Genomic DNA, 25981 nt, shown 5'->3' with positions numbered 1-25981 from the left:
TTTTTGGGCACTACCTCGATATGGTATAAAGTCCAAATTCTCTTTTGACTGTTTCTGTGATTGGCTGAGTAATCAGAAATCGGTAAAACTTTTTAAGATATGTAATAGCACCTCCCCTAATCCTGCTTTTGGAATAAGCGATGCTGTCCTGTTTCCACCACATATTTTCTCCGTTGTCCGTAATATAAATCACACCCCTAAAGGGCAGCAAAGAAAGTTTTGCGCCTCTTTTTTCTAAAATAGATACAGTATCAATATGGTACAGGCTACAATTACCTCTTTTTATCTCGTCGGATAGGAGATAAAATTCTCTCTCCAACCAATTTAATTTAATAATATGACTACTATTAGTTCTTAAGTGAAGATTCTTATTTCTGAGCCTTAGCCTTTGGATATCTTCTTGAAAATCAAATCCCTTACCGATAAACCATCCATCATATTTAGAGTTTTTATCGACAAACTCTGCTATTTTATTGCTGACACAATCATCGGCATCAACGAACATGACATGTGATGCATTAATGCTTTTGGCATGAAGCAGCCCAGCTTGCATCTTCAACATTTTATCCTTTTCTTTGCTATCATAATCACTGCTAGGAAGAGGCAGATCTACTTGAATATAAGTTACTTTCGGAGAGTAAAAATCTATTTCTGGCTTTTCATGACAAACCACAATAACATGGTACTCAAGCGAGTTTTGATTGCAAACTGATAGTAATGTTCTCTTAAACAAGGCACAGACTAATTCCCACGATCCTGACATCCGTGCACTTTTAAGGGGAATGATAAAAGCAAGCATAGTGAGACGACCTTAAAGTAAACTTTGCTTGTATAGCTTTTAAGAATGGATAGGATAGAGACTGAACTCTTTTTTAATCACCTCTGTAAGTATCTGTTCATTTAGAGGGGCCATACAAGTTTTCTTTAGCCCTCGGAGTACTTCTTTAGGGTTTCGTCGAAACTTAGCTAAGATATTTTCTTGCATGGAGACACTTTCTCCTGCCCGATCGCGGACAAAGATGACTCCAGGAAATGGTAGTGGTTCAATAGGAGTACCCCGTTCTGCAAGGTCGCCCTTTGCTAAGGGGTGCCCACCTAAAAATCGGTCGTATCCCGTCAAGTTGGCATAAGGCATCATTTTTTCTGGTAAACGTAGCAACTGATAATTTATAATGTTGCACGTGCCACAAATTTTATGAAAGTCTTTTCGGCGAACAGAAATCTTTTTGCTTCCCTCTTCATATTCGTACCCACTGTTGACATACCAGCCATAACTCGTTGGATTTTGAGCGGTAAATGTTGCAATATTTTGACTTATACAGTCGTCAGCATCTACAGGCATTACGAAATCTGGATTTAAATTCTTTATGGCCAAAAGCCCTGCTACAACCCGTTTTGCACGATCATCTACTCTGTCATTGTAATTAGGTTTTGGCACCGGAAAGTTAACATCTAAATATCTCACTTTGGGATGAATGAAATTAGTTTCCGGCCGCTCATTACAAACAACTATGACCTCAAAATCAGATGATTTTTGATTACATACTGATCTCAGAGTACGATCAAAGAGTTTGGATAGTTCTGTCCAGGATGTCGCGGCTGCTTTGCTCTTGACAGGAATTATAAAAACCAGCATTTTATTGTTCCAATAATCAAAAATAAAATTTGCTTCAAAAGAATGGTACTTCAGAAATAAAAATAAAAAGTTTTTTCAACCCCACTGAATTACGTTTCACTAAGAAACCTCTCTGTTACTTTAACTTTTAGCATATCTATTTTATTAACCGTCTACTTTGTGATAGCCGAAATTACCTTAGCAAAAGTTTGTCTTAAATCACCCGAGACCAATCGGGTCAAAATTAGGGCGTTGGTAATTTTCAGGCACCTCGCTATCTGCTCCTTTCGCAGTGAACCTACTTGGATTATTTATTGAAATGACAACAGAAACAATTAGCATCCAGAAAATTGAATTATGCTCAATTATGGTATTTTCGCTATAGTTATAAACTCCGAAAAAAGTAATGTATAGTAAAGGCCAAAGCCCTATACTGCTTCTACTAAAGCGTAAATATACTATTGATTTTATGTAGTTTTTTATAATTAAGAACAAGAAAATGAAAAGCCCTACTAAGCCTAAATCTAAAGCTATATTAATGTAGCCATTGTGGGCATGCGGCGGTTTATAGCCTTCTTGTTTCCATATTTCAGTAGCCCCACCTCCCTCTTGCCAAAAGCCCTGATATCCATAACCAATCCAGGGCTTTTCTTTGATCTTATCAATTGCAGCTTCCCAAAGTCCAGTTCTTCCACTTAATCCCGGATCCCTTCCTAGTGCAGTTAGGTAGCTTTCCCAGTTAAAGGAAACTAGCATAGCAATTCCGGCTAGGAATAAAACTGCTGTAATTAAGATGGGAATTGCGACAGTCATTTTCCACTTTAATGACTTGTAGATTGGAATTAGAATAAAAATAGTAAATAGAAGTAAAAGTGCTGTTTTAGAAGTAGTTAACAAGACAATCAGTAATTGAGCAAAAAGTCCTATCCATAAAAACCAGCTGCTCATTTTGCGTTCGAGAAGGCTTACTAAGAATACGATTACTCCGAGGGTAGCGATACGAGCCAGAAGGTTCTTCTGAGTGAATGGCCCTCTCAAAGCCCCTGCATTAGATCCCGTTTCTATCGCAGAGCTAGGAAAAGCTAAACTAAAAGCTATCACAAATAGTGCGACAATTCCCAATGCCCAAACCAGTATATGAACCTGTTGTTTTATGTTAAATCTTGAGGCGAAATATACGCTGAAGTAAGTTGTTTGTATAGTTGTTATTCCTTTTCGGAGTGACCAATCAGGAAAATCTGACCAGATAAATGAACATACAGCCAAGATTAGTAAAGCCCAAATCAAGAGACTTCTTTTGGAAGCCATGAATGTAGTTTTGGGTCGCGCAACCAGGAAAAATAACGTAATAGCATAAATAGCGTGTTGAATGAGCGAATTGATAGGGTCAAAAGGATTATACATATTTACTGAATTTGACATAGGGTCTGGCGAGACAAATAAGCTAGCCCATCTCAAAATTCCTGTTAGGAATATTACAGCAAAAACTACAAACCACTTTTCTAAACGGTTAAAAGTCGATTTCATGCTTTAAAAAGATAATATATATATCGATAATAAATTGCTTTTATATATATCCAAACCTTTTCGGTATTGCTAATTTTATTTAAATATCTTAGAACGATTTCTTGAATTTCAGGTTCAGTTTTTTTATTCCACCAGTAAAGAGCTATTCCAAGCGATAGCAAGTTGTTGGAGAAGCTTGAAAGTTCTGGAAAATTTTTCTTAATATAGTAAGCCGTAAGGATTTGAGTTTTGGATTTAACACTTCCCTGATCTGTTCTATTGGTATAAGCATTGTTGCCATGGATACGCTGAAGACTTAAATTACTTAACTCAATTATGCCTACGCTTTTTCCTAGTGTCACATATTTAAGATAGTCATCACTTGTAATTTTGATCGCCTCTGGCATTGGGAGTATACGTCTCAAAAAATCTCGTTTGAAGCACATCCCAGATGTTGCGATTGACAGATCAAATGGTAATGCTCCATCTAGTCTGCCTTTTTTCATAGAGGATCTTAAATCATAAAATCCTGAAAAATTTGGGGATGGCTCACTATCATTTAGTGAATTTGATTCGGCAAAAAAAAGTAATGAGTGGAAAAGCCAGTCAGCCTCTGGATAGCTTTTAAATTTTTCAACAATGGTTTCAATTTTTCTAGGCTTAAAAATATCATCTGCGTCTAAGAAGCAGATAATTTCGCCATTGCTTTCGGAAAATCCTCTGTTTAATGCCGATGCTTGGCCACCATTTTCCTTTAGGACAAGTTTTACATTTTGCTCATAGGTAGCTATAACTTCTCTCGAATTATCTGTTGAACCATCATCTACAATGATTATCTCTAAAGGGTTGTAGCTTTGATTGAGTGCGCTATCAACTGCCTCCCCAAGAAAGTGACCGTAGTTGTAATTGTTGATTAAAATACTAACAAGTGGTTTTTCTACCATGTTTCTTTTATTAAATTGGTTCTAATAAATGCACTGCAAGGGAGCTTAAATCAAACTACAAACTGGACAATAAGGTTTAGGGCAGCTATTCTTTTTTGACAGCCTTTTTATATAAGCCAAATAGACGTTCACTATAGCTTTCTATATCTAATGAGGCTATTCCGTTTCGAGCTTTGGATCCAAGGTTTGATCTTAAACTACCGTTGTTTATGAGGCTCGACATTGCATTTGAAAGCCCTACTATATCCCCTGGCTGCAATAAGAATCCATTTACGTTGGGAGTGACAACTTCCGGAATACCTCCAACTGCTGTAGTGATTACGGGTAGACCCCAGCTCATTGCTTCAAGCAAAGCCATGGGTAAGCCTTCGTTGTAAGAAGGCAAAATAAAGACATCAGCCTCCGCTAGTAAGCGATCGCGTACTTCAGCGTTAACCCAACCTAAAAACTGTAGTTGATTTAAAACATTTAAATCGTCCGCAAAACTTTTGAGTTGCTCGACTTCTCCACTGCCAGCGAGGATAACTGTGATTTTCTCTTGGTCTTTGGGATCCATTTTAGAAATAGATTGCACTAGATCATAAACACCTTTTCGCTCGTTTATTTTTCCCATGAAAAGAAATTTTATGCATCTGGTTTTGTTTAACGATGCCGCTGAACGTAACGGAACATACCTGGGAAATACTACCGGATTCTTAAGAACCATCACCTGCTCTGGCTGCAATTTGCAGTTGCTTATGTAGAATTCTTTCCAGCTCTCAGATAAAACGATAAGCATGCTAGACCGTCTAAAGAAAGCATCAATAATTTTTTTCAGGATGTTAGGTAGCTGGGAATAGAAGACATGAAATTCACAGCCATGGGCGTGCAATATATATGGAATACCTGCTTGGTAAGCTACTGAACCAATTAAAATTTTTCTTAGTAAACTTCCTCTTTCTGAACAATGAATATGGACAAGATCAACCTCTTTTTGAAGAACTACTCTTAGGAAAGTGAGATAGCCCTTTAAAAAGTAAAATAATTTTTGAACACCTTTGTGCGAGCTATCCCATGTTTCAATATATCTAAGACTAAAGCTTGGTGAAGTCAGTTCTTGGATCAATCTACTGACAGACCCCATGCCTCCTTGCTCGGTTAAACTGGGGCCTACTCCAATAACGTTGAGTAATTTATTCATAAAACTTTATTCATAAATTTGGGTGAATTAACACCTTGTTGTTTTAATCAGTAAAAATTGGAGAATTGATTGAAAGCTGTTTAGAAAGTTTTTAGAGATTTCTTCTCTTAGCTCGACTTTATCCATTTGCTAGAACCCTTACACGGCGCTGGCTCTGGCAGGCCGGATTTTCTCTAGACTTTTCAGCATGTCAGTCAAATATGGCATGTCTGAAAAAGTTTGGCTCTCCGACTGCGATCCAGGCACCGCCGAAAATGGCTCCAATTTCAAATGGATAAAGTCGAGCTTAGAGGATGTTTGAAAAGTCCTATTTCTTGTAGCAAAAGTGGAGATCCCCCTAAATCCCCCTTAAAAAGGGGGACCTTTACCCCCCTTTTTAAGGGGGGCAGGGGGGATCGGCAGGTGACTAAAACTACAGCAAATCACTTTTCAAACGCCCTCTTAGATCTTATTTGAGATTACGAAACAGATGTGTCTTAGATAATGCAAACTTCGGATGCGTCACTAGAAACTTCTGAAAGGCGTAGCCACCCCAAGTATTTTGTGTTTTTTGTATTTAAACAATTGGGGATACTTTGGACTCTGCTATAGCGATTCTTGAATGTATGAGGGATACCTCAGCTGAAAGAAGCCTTCGCACTCCTGGGTTGAAACACTGGTTCTTACTGCATCTGAGTAAGCATAGCCATATGATCTGCGTTCTCTAGGAAAAATATAGATTGCGCTGCTGATTATCTCTTGCCAAGAGAAAAGTTAGGCGTTCAGGCGTTCGCGAAACTTTCAGTATCATAAGCAGAACCCATCTCTTAAGAAAAGCTACCCTTGGCAAATCTTTAAGAATATAAAGCCTGAGTAAAATGCCTGATGTTTTTGAAACCGCTATAAATTGAGAATAACAAGTTAGTTAGATTTTCGAAAAACTTTTGTGTGGATGATGTGTTAGTCGGACTCTTTTGGATTTCTGTTTCACCTGTGAATTTGATGGTTGAAATGTATAATCAAGTCTTATATCGGTTTTGGAAGCGAAATTACTTTCGTGAAAGCTCAGCGCTTCTTGTAGTTATTTATAATGCAGATGCTATGTTAACTAAACCTTTTTGAATGCTTCTTAGGCTATTTGGCCTAGGGATTTTGTATTTTTAGCAGATGTTGGCTCTATCGCCACTAATAACTTTTTAGGGATCGGTCTGGTGGCTGTAGCGCAACTGGAGAGATTGATTTCTGAGGGTTGGGGCTCTTGAGTGTTCTGCTTGGAAACCTTGTTTTTTTCTGGGGCAAATCAATGCTTGTAAGCTGGGAAGTTCTGGGTTTTACATTCTGACGCTACATGTTTCATCCTCTTGCTTCCCTGTGGCCTTTTTGAATGAGGCTTATCACGGCAGGGGTTGGTAGAGGCGGATCGACAAGGTATGGCCCAGCTATTCTTCCTATCGAATTGGGTAGCGACCCGTTTTAGCCTCTGCTGTCTAGGGGATGGCGCTGTTTTTATAGCGGTGCGCAGGCAGCAGTTTTGGAGAGATCCATATTTGCCGGAGTTTATCCGTGATCACGACTCTGGCTTGTAGATAGAGAGGACTCTTCTTTAAGCTAACGCACTTAACTGGTGGGGCGACTAGCGGCAGTGTCTCTTTGGGGTATAGCTTCTGGCATTTAGAGCGATTTTTACAAAACCTGAAGAGATAATTAACGCTCCAGTGTTACGAAACGTAAACGCTTACATTATTTTCTGATAGTCAGTTGAGCAGAAATACTTAGGCGTTAGGGCAAGTTTCGACAGCATATGGATCGGCTTACTAAGGAGGCCCTGCTAGGGGCGTATCAGAACGGTCAACGCTGCTTCTCGGCGGTGGATCTGGCCGGTATTCAGCTATTTGAAGTGGATTTGCGGCAGATCGATTTGCAGGACAGCGATTTGGATGAGAGCTATATGCCCTATAGCAATCTCAGTCTGGCCAATTTGCGGGGGGCGAGCCTAGTTAAAGCCCAGCTAGGGGATATTAACCTCTACGGTGCTGACTTGACTGGGGCTGTGCTGAGCGGCGCTGACCTAGGTCGGGCTGACTTGCGGGGAGCTAATCTGAGCCGGGTTAATTTAGCGGGTGCAAATCTAAGCGGGGCTGACCTGCGCCAGGCTCTGTTGACGGAGGCCAACTTGGCGGACAGTAACCTGACTGGTGCCAAACTGGAAGGGGCTGACTTGACCAGGGCTAACCTCAGCCGTTGCAACTTGTTTCGGGCTGTGGGAGCAGATCTTAAAGGAAGCTGTTGCGACGGTACTACGGTTTTGCCTGATGGCTACAACTATGGGCGTTAAAGGCCTGTTGCCCCTAGGGCGAATGTTCCTGGCCCGTGCCCTAACCCTTTGAAGTATCAGGTATCCTAGTCCTATTCCATTAGGACAGTCCTGATGAGGCAGCCCATGCGTTCCCTGGCCGATGTTCCCCGCCCCCTGTTGCTGCTGGCGCTGATGTTAATCAGCGGCGGTGGGGCGGTGCGGCCTGCCATGGCGCAGGATAGTCCTCAAACCGTCCAGGCTCAAGAATCGGTGCTGCTAGCCCAGGCATCAACCACCGCCGAGCTAGAGCGGCTGAGCACCGAGGCCGATCTGGCCTTTCGCCGCGCCACCACTCTATTCTTTGTCATGCTGGGCACCCTGCTGCTGCTGCTCAGCGTGGGCGTGGTCATGCTCTGGCTGATGCGGCGATCGGTGATTCAAGAAGTCTCTGTCGTGGTGCGTAACCAGATCAACGACATCACCGATTTAGAGACCAAAATTCAAACCGCCACCCGCGACCTCGACTATATTCTGGCCCAGGCGAAAGAGCGGGCCGCTGAGCTAGACAGCCGCACCGATCGCTTCCAGGAAGAGGCCGTGACCAAAAAGCAGGTGCTCAACCGGCTGGTGGATGATCTGGCGGAGTTCAAGGCGCGCACGATCAACGACTGGCAGTCGACCCTGGGGGACTTGCAGGTGAAGCTAGAGTCTACCGAGGCCAACTTTGTCGGTCATTTGACTGGGCTGCGGGCGACTGCCGATGACGAGATCACTACCCTGCGCAAAGACACCCAGCTTCAGCGCGATGTGGTGTTTCGCACCTTAGAAGAAAACCAAACCGGCTTTTTGCGCGATGTGAACCGACTGCGCAGCGATGTGGAAGTTCACCAAGATGCGGTGCTGCAAAAGATCGGCAACGCCGAGACCAGCTTTACCGACCAGATGGGCACGATGACTCTGGCGATGCAGGAAGAGCGCGATCGCGTCATGGTGGCCCTAGCCGACCTGCGCCAGCAGCTCACCACCCAGGCCAGCGACCAGGTCGAGCGCCAGGCCGCCACCATTGCCGAGGCTCTAGAGTCGCTGCGCCAGGGCAGCCTCACCCGCCTGCAAACCCAGACCGAGGAGATCAGCCGCCAGCTGAGCGATTTGCAAATCAGCGCCCTGGGCGAGCGCGACCTGGCGCTGCAAACCATTCAGCGCTCCATCGACGAATTTACCTCGCGGTTTGCTAACCTGCGCTCTGAGGTCGATGGTCAGCGCAGCCGCATTCTCGCCGACCTGCGCCGTCAGGCCGATGAATTCCTCGCCCAGTTTGGCGGCTTGAAAATCGACATTGAGAAGCAGCAGGACATGTTGCTGGGCGACCTGCGCCGGGCAGCGGATGAGGCCCTGACGCGCTTTGCCGATACCCGCGCCGAGGTGGATGCCCGCCAGCAAAATACCCTTGACGACTTTCAGCGCACGGCCCAGACATTGCAGGGGCAGCTCAGCCAGATGGCCACCGAAGCCGAGATTCAGCGATCGACCCTACTGGCCGATGTGGAGGGCACCGCCAACGCCTTTCGCCAGCAGGTGCGGGTGCTGCAAGAGGCGGCGGGCGAGCAGCAGCTCCAGGTGCTCGACGGGCTGCGGGCGATGGAAACAGCCTTTACCGAACAGCTCAATCAGGTGCGGGGCACCATTTTTACTCGCCGCGATCGCGTCCTCGATAAAATCGACACCTTCGATGCCCGGCTCAGCGAAGACCTGGCCACCCTGGGCACCAATACCGCCGAGCGCGAGGCGGCGGCCCGCACCCAGCTCGACGGGCTGATGGCCGAAATGGCGGAACGCTTTGCCCGATTGGAAGCCGACATTGAGGCCGGGCGCGAGGTCACCCTGGGCCGCCTGGGCGATTTGCAGCAGAGCTACCGGGTGCGGCTAGAGGCCATCCAGGCCGAGGCCCAGCACCAAAAAGACGACATTATGCGCCGCCTGGGCGAGGTGTCGCCCCAGTACCTGGCCGACTCGTTTATGAGCGAGGCGCGGCAGCAGTTTGAGATAATCACCGACAAGATCGGGCGGCTGGAGACCAACCGACCCCAGCTGTTTCTCACCGCCGACGAATACATTGGCCGGGGCGATCGCTATTTAGCTGACGGCGACTACGCCCTGGCGGTGGCCGAGTACGACAAAGCCCTCGACATTCAGCCGGTCAACACCCAGGTGTGGCTCAACCGGGCTACCGCCCAGCAGGCGATAGAGCAGCTAGAGGGGGCGATCGATTCCCTCGACCACGCTCTGGAGCTAGAGCCCAAGCATACGGTCGCACTGATGCAGAAAGGACTAATTTTGCGAGAGCTGCGCCGCCACGAAGATGCCCTGGAGGTGTTTGACCAGCTCACCGAGATCACCCCCGACGACGCCAAGGCCTGGCTCAACCGGGGCATGGTGCTGAGCCGCCTGAAGCGCCGCGAAGACGCCATTACCGCCTTTGACAAAGCTCTGGAAATTCATCCCGAGTACCACGAAGCCTGGGTGAACCGTGGCGTGTCCTACGGTATTTTGCAGCAGCACGAGGAGGCGTTTAACTCTTTCGACAAGGCGGTGGAGTACCAGGCCAACGATGCGATCGCCTGGCTGAACCGGGGTCTCTCGCTGATTGAGCTAGAGCGCTACGATGATGCCCTAGAGAGCTTCGACAAAGCCACCCGCTTTAACCCCGAGGCCCCCAAAGCCTGGGACAACCGGGGGCTGGCCCTGGTAAAGCTGGGTCGCGACGAGGATGCAATTAAGAGCTTTGATCGGGCGATCGCCCTCGACCCTGACTACCCCAAAGCCCACTACCACAAGGCCCTCTGTTACGCTCTTCAGCGCCAGTTTGACAACGCCATGGAGGCGCTGCAACAGGCCGTGCGCCTCGACCCCGACTACCGCGAAGAGGCCCGCACCGAGCCCGCCTTTGACGAACTCTGGAGCGACAATTGGTTCAGGGAACTAGTGGAGAAGTAGCCCTGAAACGTGTCTGGGATCTCACCGCGACGGGCCGAGTTCGCGTTCTTGGCAATAATGGTTGCTTAGCTGAGACGTTCTTAGGCAGGCAGGGGTTGCTGAATTGAAGCATGAATTTGGGTAGGGCAAACGACCGTTTGCCCCTACGAGAGACGTTGCAGTTTTGACTCATACCTATGTCCAGCAACCCCGCGTTGTTACCGGGGGCGTCGTCTGGGGCGCGGTTCAAACCTCTCTTAATATTGGATGACAAGCCCGAGTGAAGCGTGAAAATCTGTAGGGCAGGCGTCTCCCTGGGCAAGCCAAGCGGCACACTCTACCTGCATGAATCAATTCAAATTGCTGTACAAAATTTGAATTGATGTAACTAATCTTTCCCTTGGCACTTTCAATCTACGAGAGGTAGACCTATACTAAGCCCAAGATCCATCAACCCATAGCTATACAAAAAAACGGCTTGGCCCGGTTAAGGATTTTCGATTGTTTGTGATCCAGTCTTTAAACTAGCCCAGCTAAATTGTCGTAATGGGTTTTTCGCTTCGAGCTGCATTTTTGGCAAGCCCAACTACCACACTACGGCTTAGTTAATCTAAATAATCGTCTCACTGATGGTGCTTGGGGACTGTATCCCGACCCTGCGCTAGTTCTCTCCCTAGAGAGAGAGCCAAAGGAGCCTTCTTTGCCTACGTTGTAACTGAACCAGTTTAGTTAAGCCAGTTATAGGTGAGTTAGACATTGCAGTGGGCGATGGCCTAGCTCTGTGGCTTTCCTAACTATTTTTGTTAAAAAAACAATATTCCCCACGGATTCAGAGTCAACTCAAATTACCGAAGGGATTTTATGAAAGCACTACTTCTTTACCCCAAATTTCCCCAGTCGTTTTGGTCCTACGATCGCTTTATGGCGATCGCGGGTCTCAAGGCCGTTCTGCCCCCGTTGGGGATCATCACGGTAGCGGCGCTGCTGCCTACGGATTGGGAGATCCGCTTTTGCGATCGCAACGTCAATCCAGAAACCGAGGCCGACTGGGCCTGGTGTGACATCGTTATTCTCTCCGCCATGCTGGTGCAAAAGCCCGACTTTCAGGGGCTAATTCAAAAAGCCAAGCGCCTGGGCAAACCCGTGGCGGTGGGTGGCCCTTACCCCACCTCGGTGCCCCAGGATGCCCTGGAGGTGGGAGCTGATTTTCTCGTGCTCGACGAAGGGGAAATGACCGTGCCCCTGTTTCTCGAGGCGCTGGAGCGCGGCGAAACCCAGGGGACTTTTCGCTCCATCGACAAGCCCGATGTCACCCACAGCCCCATGCCCCGCTACGACCTGCTCAAGCGGGATCAGTACTTTATGATGGCGATGCAGTTTTCGCGGGGCTGCCCGTTTAACTGCGAATTTTGCGACATTATTTCGCTCTATGGCCGCAAGCCGCGCACCAAAGCGCCCCACCAGGCCCTGGCTGAACTGCAAGCCCTCTACGACCTGGGCTGGCGCGGCTCGCTATTTATTGTGGACGACAACTTCATCGGCAACCAGCGCAATGTCAAGCTGTTTTTGCGGGAGCTGATCCCCTGGATGCAGGCCCACAACTACCCGTTTACGTTTATGACCGAGGCCTCGGTGAATTTGGCCGAGGATGACGAGATGCTCCAGCTGATGCGCGACGCGGGTTTCTACGCCGTTTTTCTGGGCATTGAAACCCCCGACCAGGACAGCCTGGCGACCACGCGCAAGGTGCAAAACACCCGCAACCCGCTGGTGGAAGCCTGCGCCAAGATCAACGCGGCGGGGATGTTGATCTATGCCGGGTTCATTCTCGGGTTTGATGGCGAGCGGGCCGGGGCGGGCGATCGCATCCAGGCCTTCATCGAAGAGACCAGCATTCCCCAACCCATGCTGGGCCTGCTGCAAGCGCTGCCCAACACCGCCCTCTGGGAGCGCCTCAAAAAAGAAGAGCGCCTGATGGACGGCACCGGCCACCCTACCGGCGACCAAAACACGCTGATGAACTTTGTGCCCACCCGCCCCGTCAGCGACATCGCCCGCGAGTATGTCGAAGGCTTTTGGACACTCTACGAACCCAGCAACTACCTCCGACGCTCTATGGAACAGTGCCTCAAAATTCGCACTGTGCAGGGACGGGGGCAGACCATGCAGTTTCCGCTGGGGCAAGGGCTGCGGCTGGTGGCCCAGGTGATCTGGCATCAGGGCCTGCGCCGCCCCGAGCTGCGGAGCCAGTTTTGGCGTCAGCTCTGGACAATGGCAAGGCGCAAGCCCCAGCTGATGAATATGTATCTGGGCCTGTGCGCCGCCGGAGAGCATTTCTGGGAATACCGCGCCCTGGCCCGCGAGCGCATTACCCAACAACTCCAGGCTGAACCTGTGGCCCCCCTGGCAGAACGCCCGAGGGAATTGCAGGAGCAACGCTAATCCTCGGATCGATAGTCGTAGTCACGTTGGTCAGGATCTCGAGAAATCTTGAAAACGCTGAAAGGTTGAAACGTTCAAACGTTTCAACCTTTTTAGCTTGGCGCAGCCCTAGACTTTACACCCTGCTCCAAACCGGGGGGAATGTGACTAAAATGTGGTGCTGCGATTGGGGCGACCTTGGTAGAAATCGTACTCTGGGCTTTGGGAATTGGGATAGGGGCGATCGCGATCGTCGAGCTGCTGCTGCGGGTGCGCTACGGCCTGGGTAACCCGCCCCTCTATGTGGCTGACACCCGTACCGGCTACCGCCTGGCCCCTAACCAAAGCCTGCGGCGGCGGGGCCACCGCATTGAAATCAACCAATATTCGATGCGGGGGCCAGCGGTGGACCCCCAGCGCCCGACGGATGCCTTGCGGGTGCTGATGGTGGGCGACTCCATCGTCAACGGTGGTTGGTGGACTGATCAGAGCCAGCTGCTGTCGGTCAAGGTGCAGAAGGAATTGGCCAACCTCCATCCATCTGGGGTTCAAACGGTGGAGGTGCTCAACGCCTCGGCCAACTCCTGGGGGCCGCGCAACGAGTTGGGCTACCTGCTGCGGTTTGGCACCTTTGAGGCCCAGCTAGTGCTGGTGGTGCTGAACACTGACGACCTGTTTGCGATCGCCCCCAACAGCTACGAACTGGGTCGAAATCCTGCCTACCCTACCCGCCGCCCGCCCCTGGCCCTGTGGGAGGTTGCCCAGCGGCGGCTGGGCAACAGCCCCAGCCCAGCCCTGCAAGCGCTGCACGACCAAGGGGGCGATCGCGTCGGGGTCAACCTCGAGGCCCTGCGCCAGCTTAATCAGGTGGTGCTGGCGGCAGGGGGGCGGCTGGCGATCGCCATGACCCCCCTGCGCCGCGAACTCGACCCCGACGGCCCCCGAGACTATGAGTTAGTGGCCCGTCACCGCCTCACCGCCTTTGCCCAAAGCGAGAACATTCCCTACCTCGACGGCCTGCCCCTGTTTCAGCAGACGGCCCACGAGCGGCTCTACTTCGACCACATTCACCTCAGCCCCGAGGGCAACGACTGGGTGAGCCAAGCCCTGGCCAAGCTGCTGATTGAGATCTGGAATCGTCCTTCTGAGTCATCTCCGCCGTCTACCTCCGAGCCCCTGAGCGATCTGTGGTAGGGCAAGAAAAAGCCGCCCGCTAGCGGGCGGCCTCAGCCAGTAATCTGGCGGGTCTACAGCAGCAGTAGCAGCAGCAGGCCCGTGCCCGCCACCGACAATACCTCCGCCAAGCCGTGGGGCCAGTTGTTGGTCAAGTCGCGCTCCCAACCGCAGTTGAGGCAGACGTAGTGGCTCTCGGCCTTAGTCACAATGGCATGGCGGCCACAGTGGGGGCATTCTAAGTGGTGCGGGTGGTACGGGTGCGGACGTTCGGGATAGTCAGTCAACATGGGTTTCCTCCTGAGGGTGTCTAGGGTTACCTGGGCACACCAGAGGCCAGTGTTCGCCGTCGCCGGTTTACAAACAGTTGGTAAAGAGGCGATCGCGCCTAAAGACAATTTCAAAAAATTGAAGTAGTCTCTGAAAGACATTGGAACACTGTTCTGATGCTCAGCGGTCAGGGAAGCCGGCGGCCTAATGCAGGGTTCCCTGGCCTTATTTTTCTAGAAGCGATGAATTCTGCATACCGAGGCAGCGGGCGGCGGATTGCGTCGCCCCGATCAAAAAGTGGGGTTTAAACCCCACTTTTTTTGTATCCAAATTTACCAAAATTCGGGCTGCCGCTGAATTCGGCAGCTATTTTGTAGTGCTAGCTACTAAGTGCTACAGGGCATCATGGCAACTTGATGAGGGGAAGGTGCGCTATGACGGGTCAGACTTTCCCGAAAACGTTGAAAAAGTTTCCTAATCCCACCCATGCCTTCCGAGAGTCAGGCCGACTATGAGCGTAGCTACCGCCTTTACGCCTATCTCTGCGCCTGTTTAGCCTTCACCCAAAAGGGCAATGGCGAAATCAACGCCCAGGGGATTGAGGCCTTGCTGGGTAAAAAAGAGTTCCGCCGCCTGGTGTCGCCGCTGCTGCAAGATGACCTGTCCCCCGCCGAACGCCAAGAGAAGCTGAGCCGACTGAGTCGCACCACTACGGGCGAGGTGGTGAAGCTGTTGAGCAACCTGCGCCGGAACCTGGCCACGGCCTACCAAAACGCTGAGTTTCCCCACACCCGACTGCTCACCACCGAGGATGTGCTCACCGCCCTCTACCGCCTGGTGGAACTCACCCCCGCCGAACGCGAAACCCTCGATCTACCCTCGGGGGATGGGCTGACGCTTTTGCAGCGATCGCTGCTGATTTTGCAAACCGTGGGTAGCCTAGACAATCACGAAATGCTGCTGCGCATTTACAAAGCCGCCGTGGGGCTCGACTTTTCCCAGGCCGCTCCGCCCCTGGTCGACCTGGACGACGTGGATGAGCTAATTACCGATACCGTGCGGATAGCTCTGAAGTTTTTGCCGGCCCAAGACCCTAGCAAAGTGGCCAGCGCCGAGGTGCAGCGGCGAGAAGACACCATTTTAGAACTCACCCTCAAGGCCCGGCGAGAAGTGCGCCGCCTGCTGGCCCGCAGCGGCAACCAGCAGCTCTCGGGCTCGGGCAAGGCCATTGTCGATGCCTACATTTGTCACTATCTGCAACCGGCCTTTGTCACCAAGCTGGCCCAGACCATCGTAGTCAACGAGCGGCTCACCGATCAGTTCCCGGTATATCTCAAGCGCATTACCTTCGCCCCCTCGGGGCCGCTGCCCTTTGCCGACAAAGAGCTGGGCTTGGGTGCGCCGAGCGGTGGCCCCTACCCGGCCCTGCTGCACCCGGCCCTGCGCCAGCTCGATCAGGGGGTGAGTCTCACCCGCTACCCCGACCTGCCTGGCCCCGGCGACTACGAACTGGCCTCCCAGGAGGCGACCCAGGTCGTGGTTGAGTTTTACGTCAAGGTGCCGGAGGGCTACCAGCCGCTAATTGCCGATGTGCTCGACCGGCTGGGCAGCCAAGACCGGCGGCGCATCGACTTTAGCATCAGCAGCACGGGCATTGGCGGTGCGCTTTCCCACGTCATCAAGGTGATCAACAGGGCGCTACTGCAAGATATTCCCTGTCTGCGCGACTACTTTCCCATCGCCCACGATGTCACCTCGACCCAGGTGATTATTCGCGACAATGTAGCTTCGCCCGTGTGGGCCCACAGCCTGGTCAAGTTGTGCCGCCGCCAGCTGCTGGGCCAAACCCTCAACGCCTGCCAAGACGACAGCTTTAGCCGCTACGAAGATTTCTCCTTTGCCGACCCCATTGGCCATGGCGACTACTGTGGCTTTGATTTTTTGCTGTCTCAAGCCCAGGCATCGCTGCAGGCGCGCTTGCAGGCTATTCGCCAGGCGGGCATGCGACCGGGGGAGTACATTGAGCAGCTGTGCCAGCGGGTGGAGCGATCGCAGATCATGCAAGACGCCTGGACCTGCCTCCAGGGCTATCCCTTTTCCTCCCTGGCCATGATTGGCATGATCCATCAAAACCTGTTGCCCTCTGGCCCGGCAGCCGACGCCCCGCTTCAGCAAAACGACCCCTACATCTATTTCGACGCCTGCCTGGCCATTGCCGAAGCCCTGCTCGACGAAGGGGTATACCGCCCTGTGCGCCCCTACCTGCGGCGACTCGCCATTCTCGATCGCCTGGTAGAACAGGGGCTAGAAAACACGCGCCCCGAAACTGAGCCCTTTGAAGTGTTCTCGGGAGCGCTGGTGATTCGCTACCTGCTCTGCCTGGCCAACTACTACTACCTCTACGACACTGACGACGGCGATACCCGCTACCTACCGCCCGGCTGTGAAGCCGACGTCAACCGCGATATTTTGGTGCAGCGGTCCTGGGAAACCCTCGACCAGGCCCAGCGCCACATCAGCCTGCGGCTGAGAAAGTATGTAGTGCTCAACGAGGTGTCCCAGGGCACTTTTCACCCCCACTATCTGCTGCTCAGCCGCATGGCCTTTTTGCGCACCAAGCTGCTGGTGTTTTTTCCGCGCCGGGTGCCCAAGGACGACGACTACCTACCCACCGAGAGCTTCGCTGGCCGACAGCGCACCGAAGCCTCAATTCACTGGGGGCGGCTGTATCTGGCCGAAAAAGCCCGGCTATACGCCGCCGCCGACGGCAACAGCGAGGTCTATGCCTGCTTTGCCGCTATGCAGTCGTGGATTTACCTGATGGCCGCCTACGCCGACCCCGGCAAGCTCAATCTAGTCACCCCGGGCAACGGCAACCTGCCCAGGCAGCTTGACCCCAACCAGTGCTTTGCCTGGGCCAAACAGCTGCGCAACCACGCCCTGATCACCTACGCCGAAACCGGCCGCCAGTGCTACTACCAAATCAAAGAAAAGAGCGGCCTGCTTAAGAACAACCTGGATGAATTTGGTGCCTATCGGATCGAAAAGATACCGCCCATCTACGAAACGCGAGGCAGCCAGTACACCCAGCTCAGCCAGTCTGACACCGACCTGCTGGTGCTCGATATGTCGCTGCTGGCGGTCAACCCCAAAGATTTGCCCAAGGTGTCGCCCCACCACCCCACCCGCAACATCTACCTGTTTGGCACCAACGCCTGCTATCTGTTCTTTAGCCGCGGCCTGTTCATGCTGGGCAGCAATGTGGCCCATGAGTTTGACGCCAACGACACCCCGGTTGCCACAATTGACTGGGATAGCAAACTAATCCACGCTACGCGGCTGCTCAACACCGCCTGGGCCATAGCCGAAGAGGGCGGCGTGGTGGAAAAAGACCACGTTGACGGCCAGCGAGTCTATCGCCTGTCGCGATCCTTCAACCGCGACAGCGATCGCAACGGCCAAAAACCTTCGTTTTCGTCCCCCGACATCGACGCCATTCGCGACCTGTACCCCCGGCGAATTGGCGAAGTGGCCGACCTGGGCAAACTCTTTGCCGTGGCCGGTATGGTGCTGCGGCTGTCGCTGGTGCCCACGGGCGATCGCCCCGCCCTTGAAGCCGACATTGACGCGCTGCTGTCGAGCCTACACAACGCCCAGAGCCTGCAAACCTCCCGCACCCAGCGCGCGCTGCTGAAACGCCAAAAGCGCTACAACGGTCACCTTGATGCCTACTTTAGCCAGGCCGTCGCCTGCCTCCGCGACTACCAGCGGCGCGTCCACCAGGGACTGGCGATCTGGCACCAGCGAGATGATTTGTTGGCCCAGCTCTTTGCTCTGTTAATTCAGACCTAGGGCATAGAGCATTATGTTGTGACGCAATACAAGTTTTTTTAATGTTGTGTTACATTGTGCCTGGTCACGACGGCCAATGCTTAGTGCCAACCTCAAAGGAGAATTTCCGATGCACCCCCAATCCGATTTCATGCTGGAGCGGCGGAAGGTCGACATCCTCCACCTGTTCTTTTTCCTGATCGGAGCGCCCCACATCTACGGTGCTCTGCGATCTACCGAGCGACAGCGGCAGGCTAAACCGCCCCTGCTTCAATACCTGGCGGTTGGCATGCTGGCCATGGCGATCGCCAGCGCCGCCGAACTTTGGCTGATGTAGAAGACACCAGTCTGAGGGGGATGGCTAAGGCACAGGACTCGCCCGCCCCCTCACCCAACCATCCATCTACCCATCTACCCCTCCTGCTGAAGCTCGCCGTAGGCGGCGTAAACCCCCTGAACTGTATACCAGTTGAGAAAGATCCGCGCCAGCTCTAGCGCCAGGGAGGGATTGCCTCGATCAATCAGCCAGCGCAGCAGGGGGGCCATGGTTTTTTCGTTGAGCCGCCCGCCTGCGGTGAGCACGCCCCAGAGCACCTGGTGCAGGGGGGTCATCTGAATCATCATCCGCACTTCGCGGGTGGGGTGCTTTTTGTAGAAGATCGCCCCCATACGACCGCGCTGTATTTCCTGGTCGATCATCTTGGGAATTTGATCGAGGGAGAAGGGGGGGTGGTAGTGGTAGCCCACGGCTTCGGGCACTTTGACCATGGTGACACCCAGGTTTTTGAGCCGCACCCCCAGCTCCAGATCTTCCCAGCCGTACTGGCTAAATTCGGTGTCGAACAGGCCAGCGGTCAGCAGCCAGTGGCGGGCGATCGCCAGATTGGCCGTATCAAAAAAGGCGTTAGAGAAATCTGTCACCTTGGCGGGTTCGGCGGTGGGCTGGTCAAAGTTGCTGGTGTTCACCAGGCGACCGGCGGTAAAGACGCGATCGCTCCCCAAGCGCTCGTAGGCGTCAGCCAAAGCCTGGGCGTGGGCCTGGAGACTGCCCGGCGGCATGATTACGTCGCTATCGACAAACACAATCGTGTCGCCCTGGGCCACCTGCACCCCGTAGTTGCGGGCCGCCGCTGCCCCCTGGTGGTGGCGCTCCACCAGCCGCACGTGGGGAAACTCGGCGGCATTGGCTTGCAGCCACTCGATGGTGCCATCGGTGGAGCCGTCATCTACCACCACCAGTTCGTAGTCGGTAATTAGAGCGGAGTCAAAAACCTGATTTTCGAGGGCACGCAGGCACTTTTCGAGGATGGGCTGGCGGTTATAGGCGGGGGTAACGACGCTGAAAAACACGGTGGGCCTCCAATCGGCCTTAATATCCTAGCGCCTTGGCTTGCTCCAGACGTGATTAAGCCATGCCCCCGTCCGTCCCCAAAAAATCATGGCATAATTCAGTATGGATGAACTAAAGTTCAAATGTATTTATAGCTGACGGCAAATGGGTGCACAGACAGGGCTAAAGACGAAAATAAACGGCGGCCCTCGCTCGCAGTGGAGACCTTGGCATGGGATAACCCTGGCCATCGTGCTACTGTCCGGAGCCTGCTCTCGAGCCGGCCCTGACCCCGGCCCCCGTAATGTGACGCTGCACCAAAAGTGGGCACTTCAGCCAGGCGATCGCCTGGCGGGCTACTCGGTGCAGAGCGGTCTGGGCGACATCACCGTCGATATTCAGGGCAATCGGGTGTTTATGCCCTTTGATGGTCAGGTGCAGCCCGCCGAGGGCAATGCCGACCAGTGCATAATTCTGTCGAGCCCCGATGTACCCGCCTACCTGTTTCGCCTCTGCGGCCTGCGCCAGGTAAAGCTGGGTGATCTGTCCCAGGGCGACCCCATCGGCAGCGGCAACACCGTGGCCTTTGCCACCCTGCGACGACAGGCCGATGGCACCTGGGCCATGGTAGAACCCGCCAAAGAGCTGCTGTCGCAGTTCTTAGATCGCCCCTAGCATCACTCCACCCCCGGCAGGCCCTCCTCAGCCGGAGCGCTACCGGGGCTATCGATATCGACCCCCGGCAGGGGCTGAAGCGGCTGGTCGGCCTCGGGAGGCTCGGCCCCCAGCTCGCGCAAAATTGGGGCAGCGGGCTCTGGATCTTCTAAAAATATGGCCGATAGCACCGCTGAGAGGGTCGGTGCCATGGCAATGCGGTTTTGATACACCATAATCACCCGAGTCAGGGTGGGCAGCTGGTTCTGCTCGGCCACCAGGTACAGCGGCTCGACGTAGAGCAGCGACTGCTCGATCGGGATCACCAGCAGGTTGCCCTGCTGCGCCCGCGACCCCTGGGTATCCCACAGCGAGATGCGCTGGGAAATTTCGGGATCCTGGTTAATGCGGGCCTCGATCTGCTCGGGGCCAAACACTAGCTCCTGCTTGGGGAAGCGGTAGAGCAGCCGCAGCCCGTAGCGATCGCCGTCCGATCTCGCCGCCAGCCAAGCAATCAGGTTGTTGCGCTGGGCCGGGGTAAACAGCCGCAGCAGCACAAACTCCTCGGTGTCCTCCTCGGGCAGCTTCATGATCAGGTAGTAGGGCTCCACCTGCTGCGACTCGCTGGCGTAGATCTCGCTGGGGGCGCGCCACTGGTCTTCCCGGTTGTAGAACACCTGGGGGTCGGTCATGTGGTAGGTCATCAGCGAGTCGGCCTGCACCGAGAACAAATCCTGCGGGTAGCGAATGTGGGCGCGCAGGCTGTCGGGCATGGCCTCCAGCGACTCAAACATATTGGGCAACAGCCGCTCCCAGGTTTGAATAATCGGGTCATTGGGTTCAGAGACAAAAAAGCTCACCGACCCGTTGAAGGCATCGACCACGACTTTGACCGAGTTGCGAATGTAGTTAAAGTCGTTGTCGCCAGGGTCGGAGTAGGGGTAGCGGCCGCTGACGGTGTAGGCATCGATAATCCAGTAGAGGTAGTTCTCGCCGGTCTGGGCGTTGAAGTTTTCGGCAATAAAGTTGGGGTCGCGATCGCGAAAGGTATCGAGGTCAATGTCGGCTGGTGGGGGGCTGCCGTGGGCCGGGCCAGTCCCCCACTGGCTAGAGGCATCGCCAATGTCGGTGGTGACCAGATAGGGGTCGGTGTCAAACCGCAGAAAGGGCGCGATCGCCCGCACGCGATCGGCAATGTTGCGGCGATACAGCAGCCGCGTATCGTTGGTAAAGTCTTCGGTAAACAGCATGCGCCAGTCGAACAGGTAGCGGGCAAACAGCAGCCGCCGCCACAGGCTGCCTAAACTGATGCCGCCCCGACCCAGGTAGGTGGTGTAGATATTCTCATTGCCGCTGGGGTAGTCCAGCTCCAGCACCTGGGCGTTGGTCATGATGTAGGTGTCGGTCAGCTCGCCAAAGTACAGGCGCGGGTCGCCAATCGGAATGCTCGCGCGCACCTCTTCACTGCTGGGCAGGTTGTCGATGCCGCGCACAAAGTAGGTGGGCAGCCCATCGGGGCCAGCGGTGTTGACCGGGCTCATGGTAAAGCCAAAGCCGTGGGTATAGACCAGGTGCTCGTTGACCCAGGTTTTGGCGATCTCAGGCACCCGCTCGTAGTTCAGCTCCCGCGCCGAGATCATCACCTGGCGACGCTCCGATCGCCGCTGCTCATTGAGAATGCTGTAGCGGTCAAAATCGGCGTCCTTAAACTCGTAGTACAGCCGAATTTGCTGAAGCTGGCGGTTGCTGTCGAGCAGCGGACGCGAGTCCCACAGGCGAATATTTTCCAGGGTGAGGTCGTTTTCTTCGAGATCAGCAGCGGTCAAATCACCGCTGGGGTCGAAGGGCTCTGACTCAATCGCTTCCAGGTCAAAGGCCGAGCGGGTCAGGGCAATGGAGTTGGTAATGTAGGGCCGCTCGCGCTGTAGCTCGTTGGGCTGCACCACCAGCCGCTGCACCACCGTAGGAGCTAGCACTAACCCCAGCACCGTGAGCACTAAGTAGCCGCAGATGCCCTTGACCAGCAGGCTGGTGCGCCCCACGCCTGTCCACCAGCCCTGGGCTTCCCCCTGTACGAGGGGTCGGGCGTGGGGTTGCGCCGTTTTTTTCATGGGGTTGATGTAGCCCGGTGCCCCCAGCCGCCCCCGCAGCAAAAAGACCAGGCCCAAAACCAAAGTGAGAATAGCCAGCCCCCAGTTGACGGGTAGCAGCACGTGAACGTGGGTATAGCCCGCCCCGTAGACCACCCCCTCGCGGGAGTAGAGCACCTCGTAGCGGCCCAGCCAGTGGCTAAAGCTGGTGGCCAAAAACAGCAGCCCCGCCAGGGTGTAGAGATGCCGCTGCTGGGGCGGCGAAAAGCCGTAAAACCGTCCCTGGCTGAGGGTGTTTTCGGCGAGTAGATAAACCAGGTACACGCTGACCAGGGTAAAAAACAGGGTGCCTACCACCCAAAATTCCAGCAGGTGCAGCACCGGCAGGCGAAAGATGTAGAAGGCAATATCGCGGTTAAAGATGGGCTCGACCTGGCCGTAGGGCACCGGGTTGAGAGCCAGCAGCACCGAGGGCCACTGCTTGGCCAAAATTAGCCCGTAGCCCAGGCTCATTAACACCGCCGCCAGCCGCCCCAGCTGCCGGGGATAGATCAGAAACGCTACGGTGCTAATGCCGAGGGCCACGATCAGCCAGGGTTGGGTGATAAAAATTTGGCCAATGACGTCAACCAGCTGCAGCTTGGGCCACAGGGGCAGGGGCGTGCTGGAGTCGTAGAGGGTGGTGGTCTGCTGCCAAAAGTCTCTGGCAATTTGGCCCTGGTAGATGAGCTGCACCCCCACCAAAAAGCTCAGAGTTGTACCGACCAGCAGCAGCCCGCTCAGACCCAGGCTGCGAATTCGATCGTGGCGATCGCTCGGTTTTTCTAGCGGTTGAGCGCGATCGGCCAGGGCTAGGTTGCCCCAGGTAAAGCCCAGGGTGCACAGAATAGGAATAATGCCGAGCAGCAGCTGCGACCTGAGCCGCAGCCAAAACACCGCCAGGTAGTTGACTTCTTCAAACCACAGCCGCTCGGCCTGGAGGTTGATAATCGCATCTAAAAAGAGCAGGGTGAGAAGCCCCAGCCCAATACTTAACCACCCCCACCGGGGTACACCCCACTGAGACAAACTTTTGGCGATCGCCTTATTTACCATTGGCCCTACGGCTAGACAGCTACCCCAGCAATGCCTAGATTGTAGCGCCGCAGCGCTGAGGCACTAGATCAAGCGGTTGTGAAAGTGAGAGCAGGGTCGCAATGCTTAACGTTCCGCTTTATCTGCCACAGATAATCTCTTGACCCAGAGGGATAACCTCCTGGCGATCAGGTGCAATCAGGTTGTTATGCTGGCGGCAATTGGTCGTGCAATTCTGGCTCAACATCAGCGACTTTAGCCAATACAGCTTCATATTTTGTTCGATCGCCACAGCTTGCGCGCTCTTGCAGGTACCCCTCAGTTGTTAATGCTGAAATTTTCTCAGCAACTGCCAGCGCAATAAACTGGTCTAACGAAATCCCATCCTGCTCGGCAAGTCTCTGCAAGCTTCTATATAAGGAGTCAGGAAGCTGGATGCTTAACGTGCTCATGACAGTGCTCCAATAGACTCTAGGAAGTTTGCCGGGGTAGCGGCACTAATGCCAAACTGCTCAATGCCTACAAAATCGCGGATATTGTATGTCACTAAGCTATCACACCCTGCTTTAACCGCCAGTTCTAGCACCATGTCATCCTTGGGATCAGGCAAAGAAGGTCGCCAAAGGAAGAAAATTTGATGATGAATCGCAACAGAACAGTGGAAATCGAGAAAATCTTGCACATCTGAGACATCAATGGCCAAGTTTGGCAGTTCTCGCAGCAAAACCTCTTCGTACTCCAGAACTAGCGGTACAGAAAGATTGATCTTGAACTGCTCGCTGCCAACTAACCTCAATAGACGAAAAGCACTCCCGTTTCTAGAGCGCAACCCAGCAACAACGACATTTGTGTCGATCACAATTTGGGGGATGGGCATTGGCGGAAACACCGGAGATGTTTCTTGGCAACCCACCAATTTTATCGCCTACCCAGCTTCCTGTAAGGGTGTTTCTTTAATACCTAGAGAAAGCTTTCTCAAATTGTTTTCACCAAAGAATAGTCGGCATAACGTTGCCAATCACCCGCCGCAGATAACCTCGAACTCTAACCGATAACCTCTCGGCGGTCGGTGTGCATTGGGGTTGTTGTACTGCTGGTGCTGTACTCGTTTCAATCTACTGAAGGTATGAGAATTTGTTCTTCAATGCCTATCCAAACTTTTTCTGAAACTCTCACTGCTTCCTCCCTACACCTAACCATCAACTCAGTAATATACAAATAGTTTTTTATTAATTCTATTTCTTCTTCCGATAAACTAGTCCACTCTTCAGGAAGATCAAGGGTTTGCCACCAAATTCTTGAACCACGCTCAAGGAAAGTCTGGGCTATCCTCAGTATAAGTTTCACTTCACCACTACTTTTTGGATTGAAAGGAAATCTCATATTAGGAATCTGAATTTCTAATATTTTCTGACGGATATTATTGTCGAATAAATTTAGCTCCTGAAGCATTTTAGTAAGGTCATCAAAATGCTGGCAGACTAAAACACTAGCACGAGCTATGTCCTCAGCATCAACACTAAATCCTTGTTCGGGGTGATCGACAATATTTATTCCAGAAACACCCTCAAAATGTGACAGGTGAGTAGGAACGTCATCGTTGTAGTAAAGAATCTGTTCGTCGAATGATGAATCATAATATGGTTTGGAATCGGAACGAGCTTCAATAGTAGCTTCTTTATAACGAGCAACAAGGCTATCTAAATCGTCAATCGAATCTCTAAGACTAACTAGAGAACCAGCAAGAACTCGGAGCAGATGACTAATACGAAAGCTTTGGGAATCTAGAGCGGTGGCAAGATCATTAGCTGAAACAGCAATATTAAAAACCTTTGTAAAATTTTTAGATTTAAAGGTGGCAAAAGTTAGAAAGATGGATAAGATAATAGCCCTCTCAACGGAGACTTTAAATCGACATCCTGATTTGTTCGTGTTTTGAGTGATCCAAGTAAGTATTGCCTTTACTTTTGGGGTTTTCAGAGAACCTTTACCCTCAGCTTCCATGAACTGCATTAATTTATCTGAGTTTTGTAGTGATCCTGAGACTAGTAAAAATACTTCTCGCCAACGTTGATCAACTGAATAGCTGCGAACTAATTCCTTAATCAATTCTGGATCTTGGCTAAGATACTGAGCAGTTAAATATTCCTGAAGAGTCAGGTGGGAAAAAGAAAAAATGTTCTCTGATCGCTCTACTAAAATACCCTGTTGGATAGCAATAGCATTCAAGATGGCTCTTCCATCCAAATACTTTGGTTTATCTACAGTGTCAGCCAAAAAAGATTTGATTTGACTAACTAATTCTGGTTGCGTAAAAAACAATTGATCGCTTGAAAAGCCTTTATATCCAATCTCAGCCAGCAAAACCTTCTCTAAGCTCGACTTTATCCATTTGGTCTGAAAAGGAAAGCAGCAAGCAGAATTCAGATGAGGGTCTGAGGAGCTTACTGCGATGGAATTTATATCGATGATGATAGCGTTTGCGCCCCTGTTTTCCCAGCGGGTGTGGCCTCAAGCGTTAACCCTAGTGATAGGAGCGCTGCTGGCTCCGGGGAAACGGACGGTGAGCCAGATTTTGCGGGTGATGGGGCTGGGTGAGGAGCCTCAATTTCAGCGCTATCATCGGGTGCTGAACCGGGCTGTCT

The 25981-nt window shown here is 52.4% G+C and carries 18 protein-coding genes and 1 pseudogene; 8 read left to right on the top strand and 11 right to left on the bottom strand.

The features are described from left to right. Positions 1 to 10: 10 nt before the first annotated feature. The 5 genes from VB780_RS12265 to VB780_RS12245 form a co-directional block, all read right to left on the bottom strand. Positions 11 to 799, bottom strand: a complete 789-nt coding sequence (locus tag VB780_RS12265) for a hypothetical protein (protein WP_323351441.1) — start codon at positions 797 to 799, stop codon at positions 11 to 13. Between the two features lie 39 nt (positions 800 to 838). Continuing rightward, positions 839 to 1636, bottom strand: coding sequence for a glycosyltransferase family A protein (locus VB780_RS12260; protein WP_323351440.1), 798 nt, complete (start codon positions 1634 to 1636; stop codon positions 839 to 841). A gap of 198 nt (positions 1637 to 1834) precedes the next feature. Then, positions 1835 to 3142, bottom strand: a complete 1308-nt coding sequence (locus tag VB780_RS12255) for an O-antigen ligase (RefSeq protein ID WP_323351439.1) — start codon at positions 3140 to 3142, stop codon at positions 1835 to 1837. Then, positions 3139 to 4065, bottom strand: a complete 927-nt coding sequence (locus tag VB780_RS12250) for a glycosyltransferase family 2 protein (protein ID WP_323351438.1) — start codon at positions 4063 to 4065, stop codon at positions 3139 to 3141. Before VB780_RS12250 ends, VB780_RS12255 begins: the two co-directional genes overlap by 4 nt. An 85-nt stretch (positions 4066 to 4150) precedes the next feature. Then, entirely contained in the window at positions 4151 to 5245 is a 1095-nt protein-coding gene (locus VB780_RS12245) for a glycosyltransferase family 4 protein (RefSeq protein WP_323351437.1), read from the bottom strand. A 1780-nt stretch (positions 5246 to 7025) separates the two neighbouring features. On the opposite strand from VB780_RS12245, the gene VB780_RS12240 reads away from it, so the two are divergent. From VB780_RS12240 to VB780_RS12225, 4 genes are all read left to right on the top strand, one after another. Then, positions 7026 to 7559, top strand: coding sequence for a pentapeptide repeat-containing protein (locus VB780_RS12240; protein ID WP_323351436.1), 534 nt, complete (start codon positions 7026 to 7028; stop codon positions 7557 to 7559). Positions 7560 to 7652: 93 nt separating this feature from the next. Next, complete coding sequence (locus tag VB780_RS12235; RefSeq protein ID WP_323351435.1) at positions 7653 to 10514, top strand: tetratricopeptide repeat protein; 2862 nt, start codon at positions 7653 to 7655, stop codon at positions 10512 to 10514. Between the two features lie 840 nt (positions 10515 to 11354). After that, on the top strand, positions 11355 to 12935 hold the full coding sequence (locus VB780_RS12230) for a B12-binding domain-containing radical SAM protein (protein ID WP_323351434.1): 1581 nt from the start codon (positions 11355 to 11357) through the stop codon (positions 12933 to 12935). Positions 12936 to 13112: 177 nt separating this feature from the next. Then, a complete protein-coding gene (locus tag VB780_RS12225) occupies positions 13113 to 14108 on the top strand; it encodes a GDSL-type esterase/lipase family protein (protein ID WP_323351433.1) in 996 nt (331 codons plus the stop codon). A 53-nt stretch (positions 14109 to 14161) separates the two neighbouring features. Here the strand turns inward: VB780_RS12225 and VB780_RS12220 are convergent, their stop codons facing one another. Next, entirely contained in the window at positions 14162 to 14377 is a 216-nt protein-coding gene (locus tag VB780_RS12220; protein WP_323351432.1) for a hypothetical protein, read from the bottom strand. Between the two features lie 466 nt (positions 14378 to 14843). Here VB780_RS12220 and VB780_RS12215 point away from each other — a divergent pair, with 466 nt between their 5' ends. Together VB780_RS12215 and VB780_RS12210 are read left to right on the top strand one after the other, a co-directional pair. Further along, the gene (locus VB780_RS12215; protein ID WP_323351431.1) at positions 14844 to 18209 is read left to right on the top strand and encodes a hypothetical protein; all 3366 of its coding nucleotides are present in this window, start codon (positions 14844 to 14846) and stop codon (positions 18207 to 18209) included. Positions 18210 to 18318: 109 nt separating this feature from the next. Continuing rightward, the gene (locus VB780_RS12210) at positions 18319 to 18525 is read left to right on the top strand and encodes a hypothetical protein (protein ID WP_323351430.1); all 207 of its coding nucleotides are present in this window, start codon (positions 18319 to 18321) and stop codon (positions 18523 to 18525) included. A gap of 74 nt (positions 18526 to 18599) precedes the next feature. Here VB780_RS12210 and VB780_RS12205 read toward each other — a convergent pair whose 3' ends face one another. Beyond that, a complete protein-coding gene (locus VB780_RS12205) occupies positions 18600 to 19538 on the bottom strand; it encodes a glycosyltransferase family 2 protein (protein ID WP_323351429.1) in 939 nt (312 codons plus the stop codon). 232 nt (positions 19539 to 19770) lie between these two features. Between VB780_RS12205 and VB780_RS12200 the strand changes: the two genes are divergently transcribed. After that, complete coding sequence (locus VB780_RS12200; protein ID WP_323351428.1) at positions 19771 to 20193, top strand: hypothetical protein; 423 nt, start codon at positions 19771 to 19773, stop codon at positions 20191 to 20193. A 2-nt stretch (positions 20194 to 20195) separates the two neighbouring features. Here the strand turns inward: VB780_RS12200 and VB780_RS12195 are convergent, their stop codons facing one another. The 4 genes from VB780_RS12195 to VB780_RS12180 form a co-directional block, all read right to left on the bottom strand. Continuing rightward, positions 20196 to 23357 (bottom strand): UPF0182 family protein, encoded by a 3162-nt coding sequence (locus VB780_RS12195; protein ID WP_323351427.1) that lies wholly within the window; start codon positions 23355 to 23357, stop codon positions 20196 to 20198. Positions 23358 to 23542: 185 nt separating this feature from the next. Beyond that, positions 23543 to 23788, bottom strand: coding sequence for a hypothetical protein (locus tag VB780_RS12190; protein WP_323351426.1), 246 nt, complete (start codon positions 23786 to 23788; stop codon positions 23543 to 23545). Continuing rightward, positions 23785 to 24213, bottom strand: a complete 429-nt coding sequence (locus tag VB780_RS12185) for a putative toxin-antitoxin system toxin component, PIN family (RefSeq protein ID WP_323351425.1) — start codon at positions 24211 to 24213, stop codon at positions 23785 to 23787. Before VB780_RS12185 ends, VB780_RS12190 begins: the two co-directional genes overlap by 4 nt. 233 nt (positions 24214 to 24446) lie before the next feature. Beyond that, positions 24447 to 25700 carry an NACHT domain-containing protein gene (locus VB780_RS12180; protein ID WP_323351424.1) on the bottom strand — a complete coding sequence of 418 codons (1254 nt, stop codon included), beginning with the start codon at positions 25698 to 25700 and terminating at the stop codon, positions 24447 to 24449. Positions 25701 to 25788: 88 nt separating this feature from the next. Here VB780_RS12180 and VB780_RS12175 point away from each other — a divergent pair. Beyond that, a pseudogene (locus VB780_RS12175) lies at positions 25789 to 25981 on the top strand (hypothetical protein); the annotation flags it as partial.

This window comes from Leptolyngbya sp. CCNP1308, assembly GCF_034932455.1.
GTDB lineage: Bacteria > Cyanobacteriota > Cyanobacteriia > Phormidesmidales > Phormidesmidaceae > Nodosilinea.
This window is presented reverse-complemented; position numbering and strand designations above follow the sequence as displayed.

Bases quoted from the DNA above. Each gene is read 5' to 3' on its own strand.
- VB780_RS12190 (WP_323351426.1), bottom strand. From the start codon at position 23,788: ATGAGCACGTTAAGCATCCAGCTTCCTGACTCCTTATATAGAAGCTTG.
- VB780_RS12260 (WP_323351440.1), bottom strand. From the start codon at position 1,636: ATGCTGGTTTTTATAATTCCTGTCAAGAGCAAAGCAGCCGCGACATCC.
- VB780_RS12210 (WP_323351430.1), top strand. From the start codon at position 18,319: ATGCACCCCCAATCCGATTTCATGCTGGAGCGGCGGAAGGTCGACATC.
- VB780_RS12235 (WP_323351435.1), top strand. From the start codon at position 7,653: ATGAGGCAGCCCATGCGTTCCCTGGCCGATGTTCCCCGCCCCCTGTTG.
- VB780_RS12255 (WP_323351439.1), bottom strand. From the start codon at position 3,142: ATGAAATCGACTTTTAACCGTTTAGAAAAGTGGTTTGTAGTTTTTGCT.
- VB780_RS12265 (WP_323351441.1), bottom strand. From the start codon at position 799: ATGCTTGCTTTTATCATTCCCCTTAAAAGTGCACGGATGTCAGGATCG.
- VB780_RS12220 (WP_323351432.1), bottom strand. From the start codon at position 14,377: ATGTTGACTGACTATCCCGAACGTCCGCACCCGTACCACCCGCACCAC.
- VB780_RS12185 (WP_323351425.1), bottom strand. From the start codon at position 24,213: ATGCCCATCCCCCAAATTGTGATCGACACAAATGTCGTTGTTGCTGGG.
- VB780_RS12245 (WP_323351437.1), bottom strand. From the start codon at position 5,245: ATGAATAAATTACTCAACGTTATTGGAGTAGGCCCCAGTTTAACCGAG.
- VB780_RS12230 (WP_323351434.1), top strand. From the start codon at position 11,355: ATGAAAGCACTACTTCTTTACCCCAAATTTCCCCAGTCGTTTTGGTCC.
- VB780_RS12215 (WP_323351431.1), top strand. From the start codon at position 14,844: ATGCCTTCCGAGAGTCAGGCCGACTATGAGCGTAGCTACCGCCTTTAC.
- VB780_RS12240 (WP_323351436.1), top strand. From the start codon at position 7,026: ATGGATCGGCTTACTAAGGAGGCCCTGCTAGGGGCGTATCAGAACGGT.
- VB780_RS12195 (WP_323351427.1), bottom strand. From the start codon at position 23,357: ATGGTAAATAAGGCGATCGCCAAAAGTTTGTCTCAGTGGGGTGTACCC.
- VB780_RS12250 (WP_323351438.1), bottom strand. From the start codon at position 4,065: ATGGTAGAAAAACCACTTGTTAGTATTTTAATCAACAATTACAACTAC.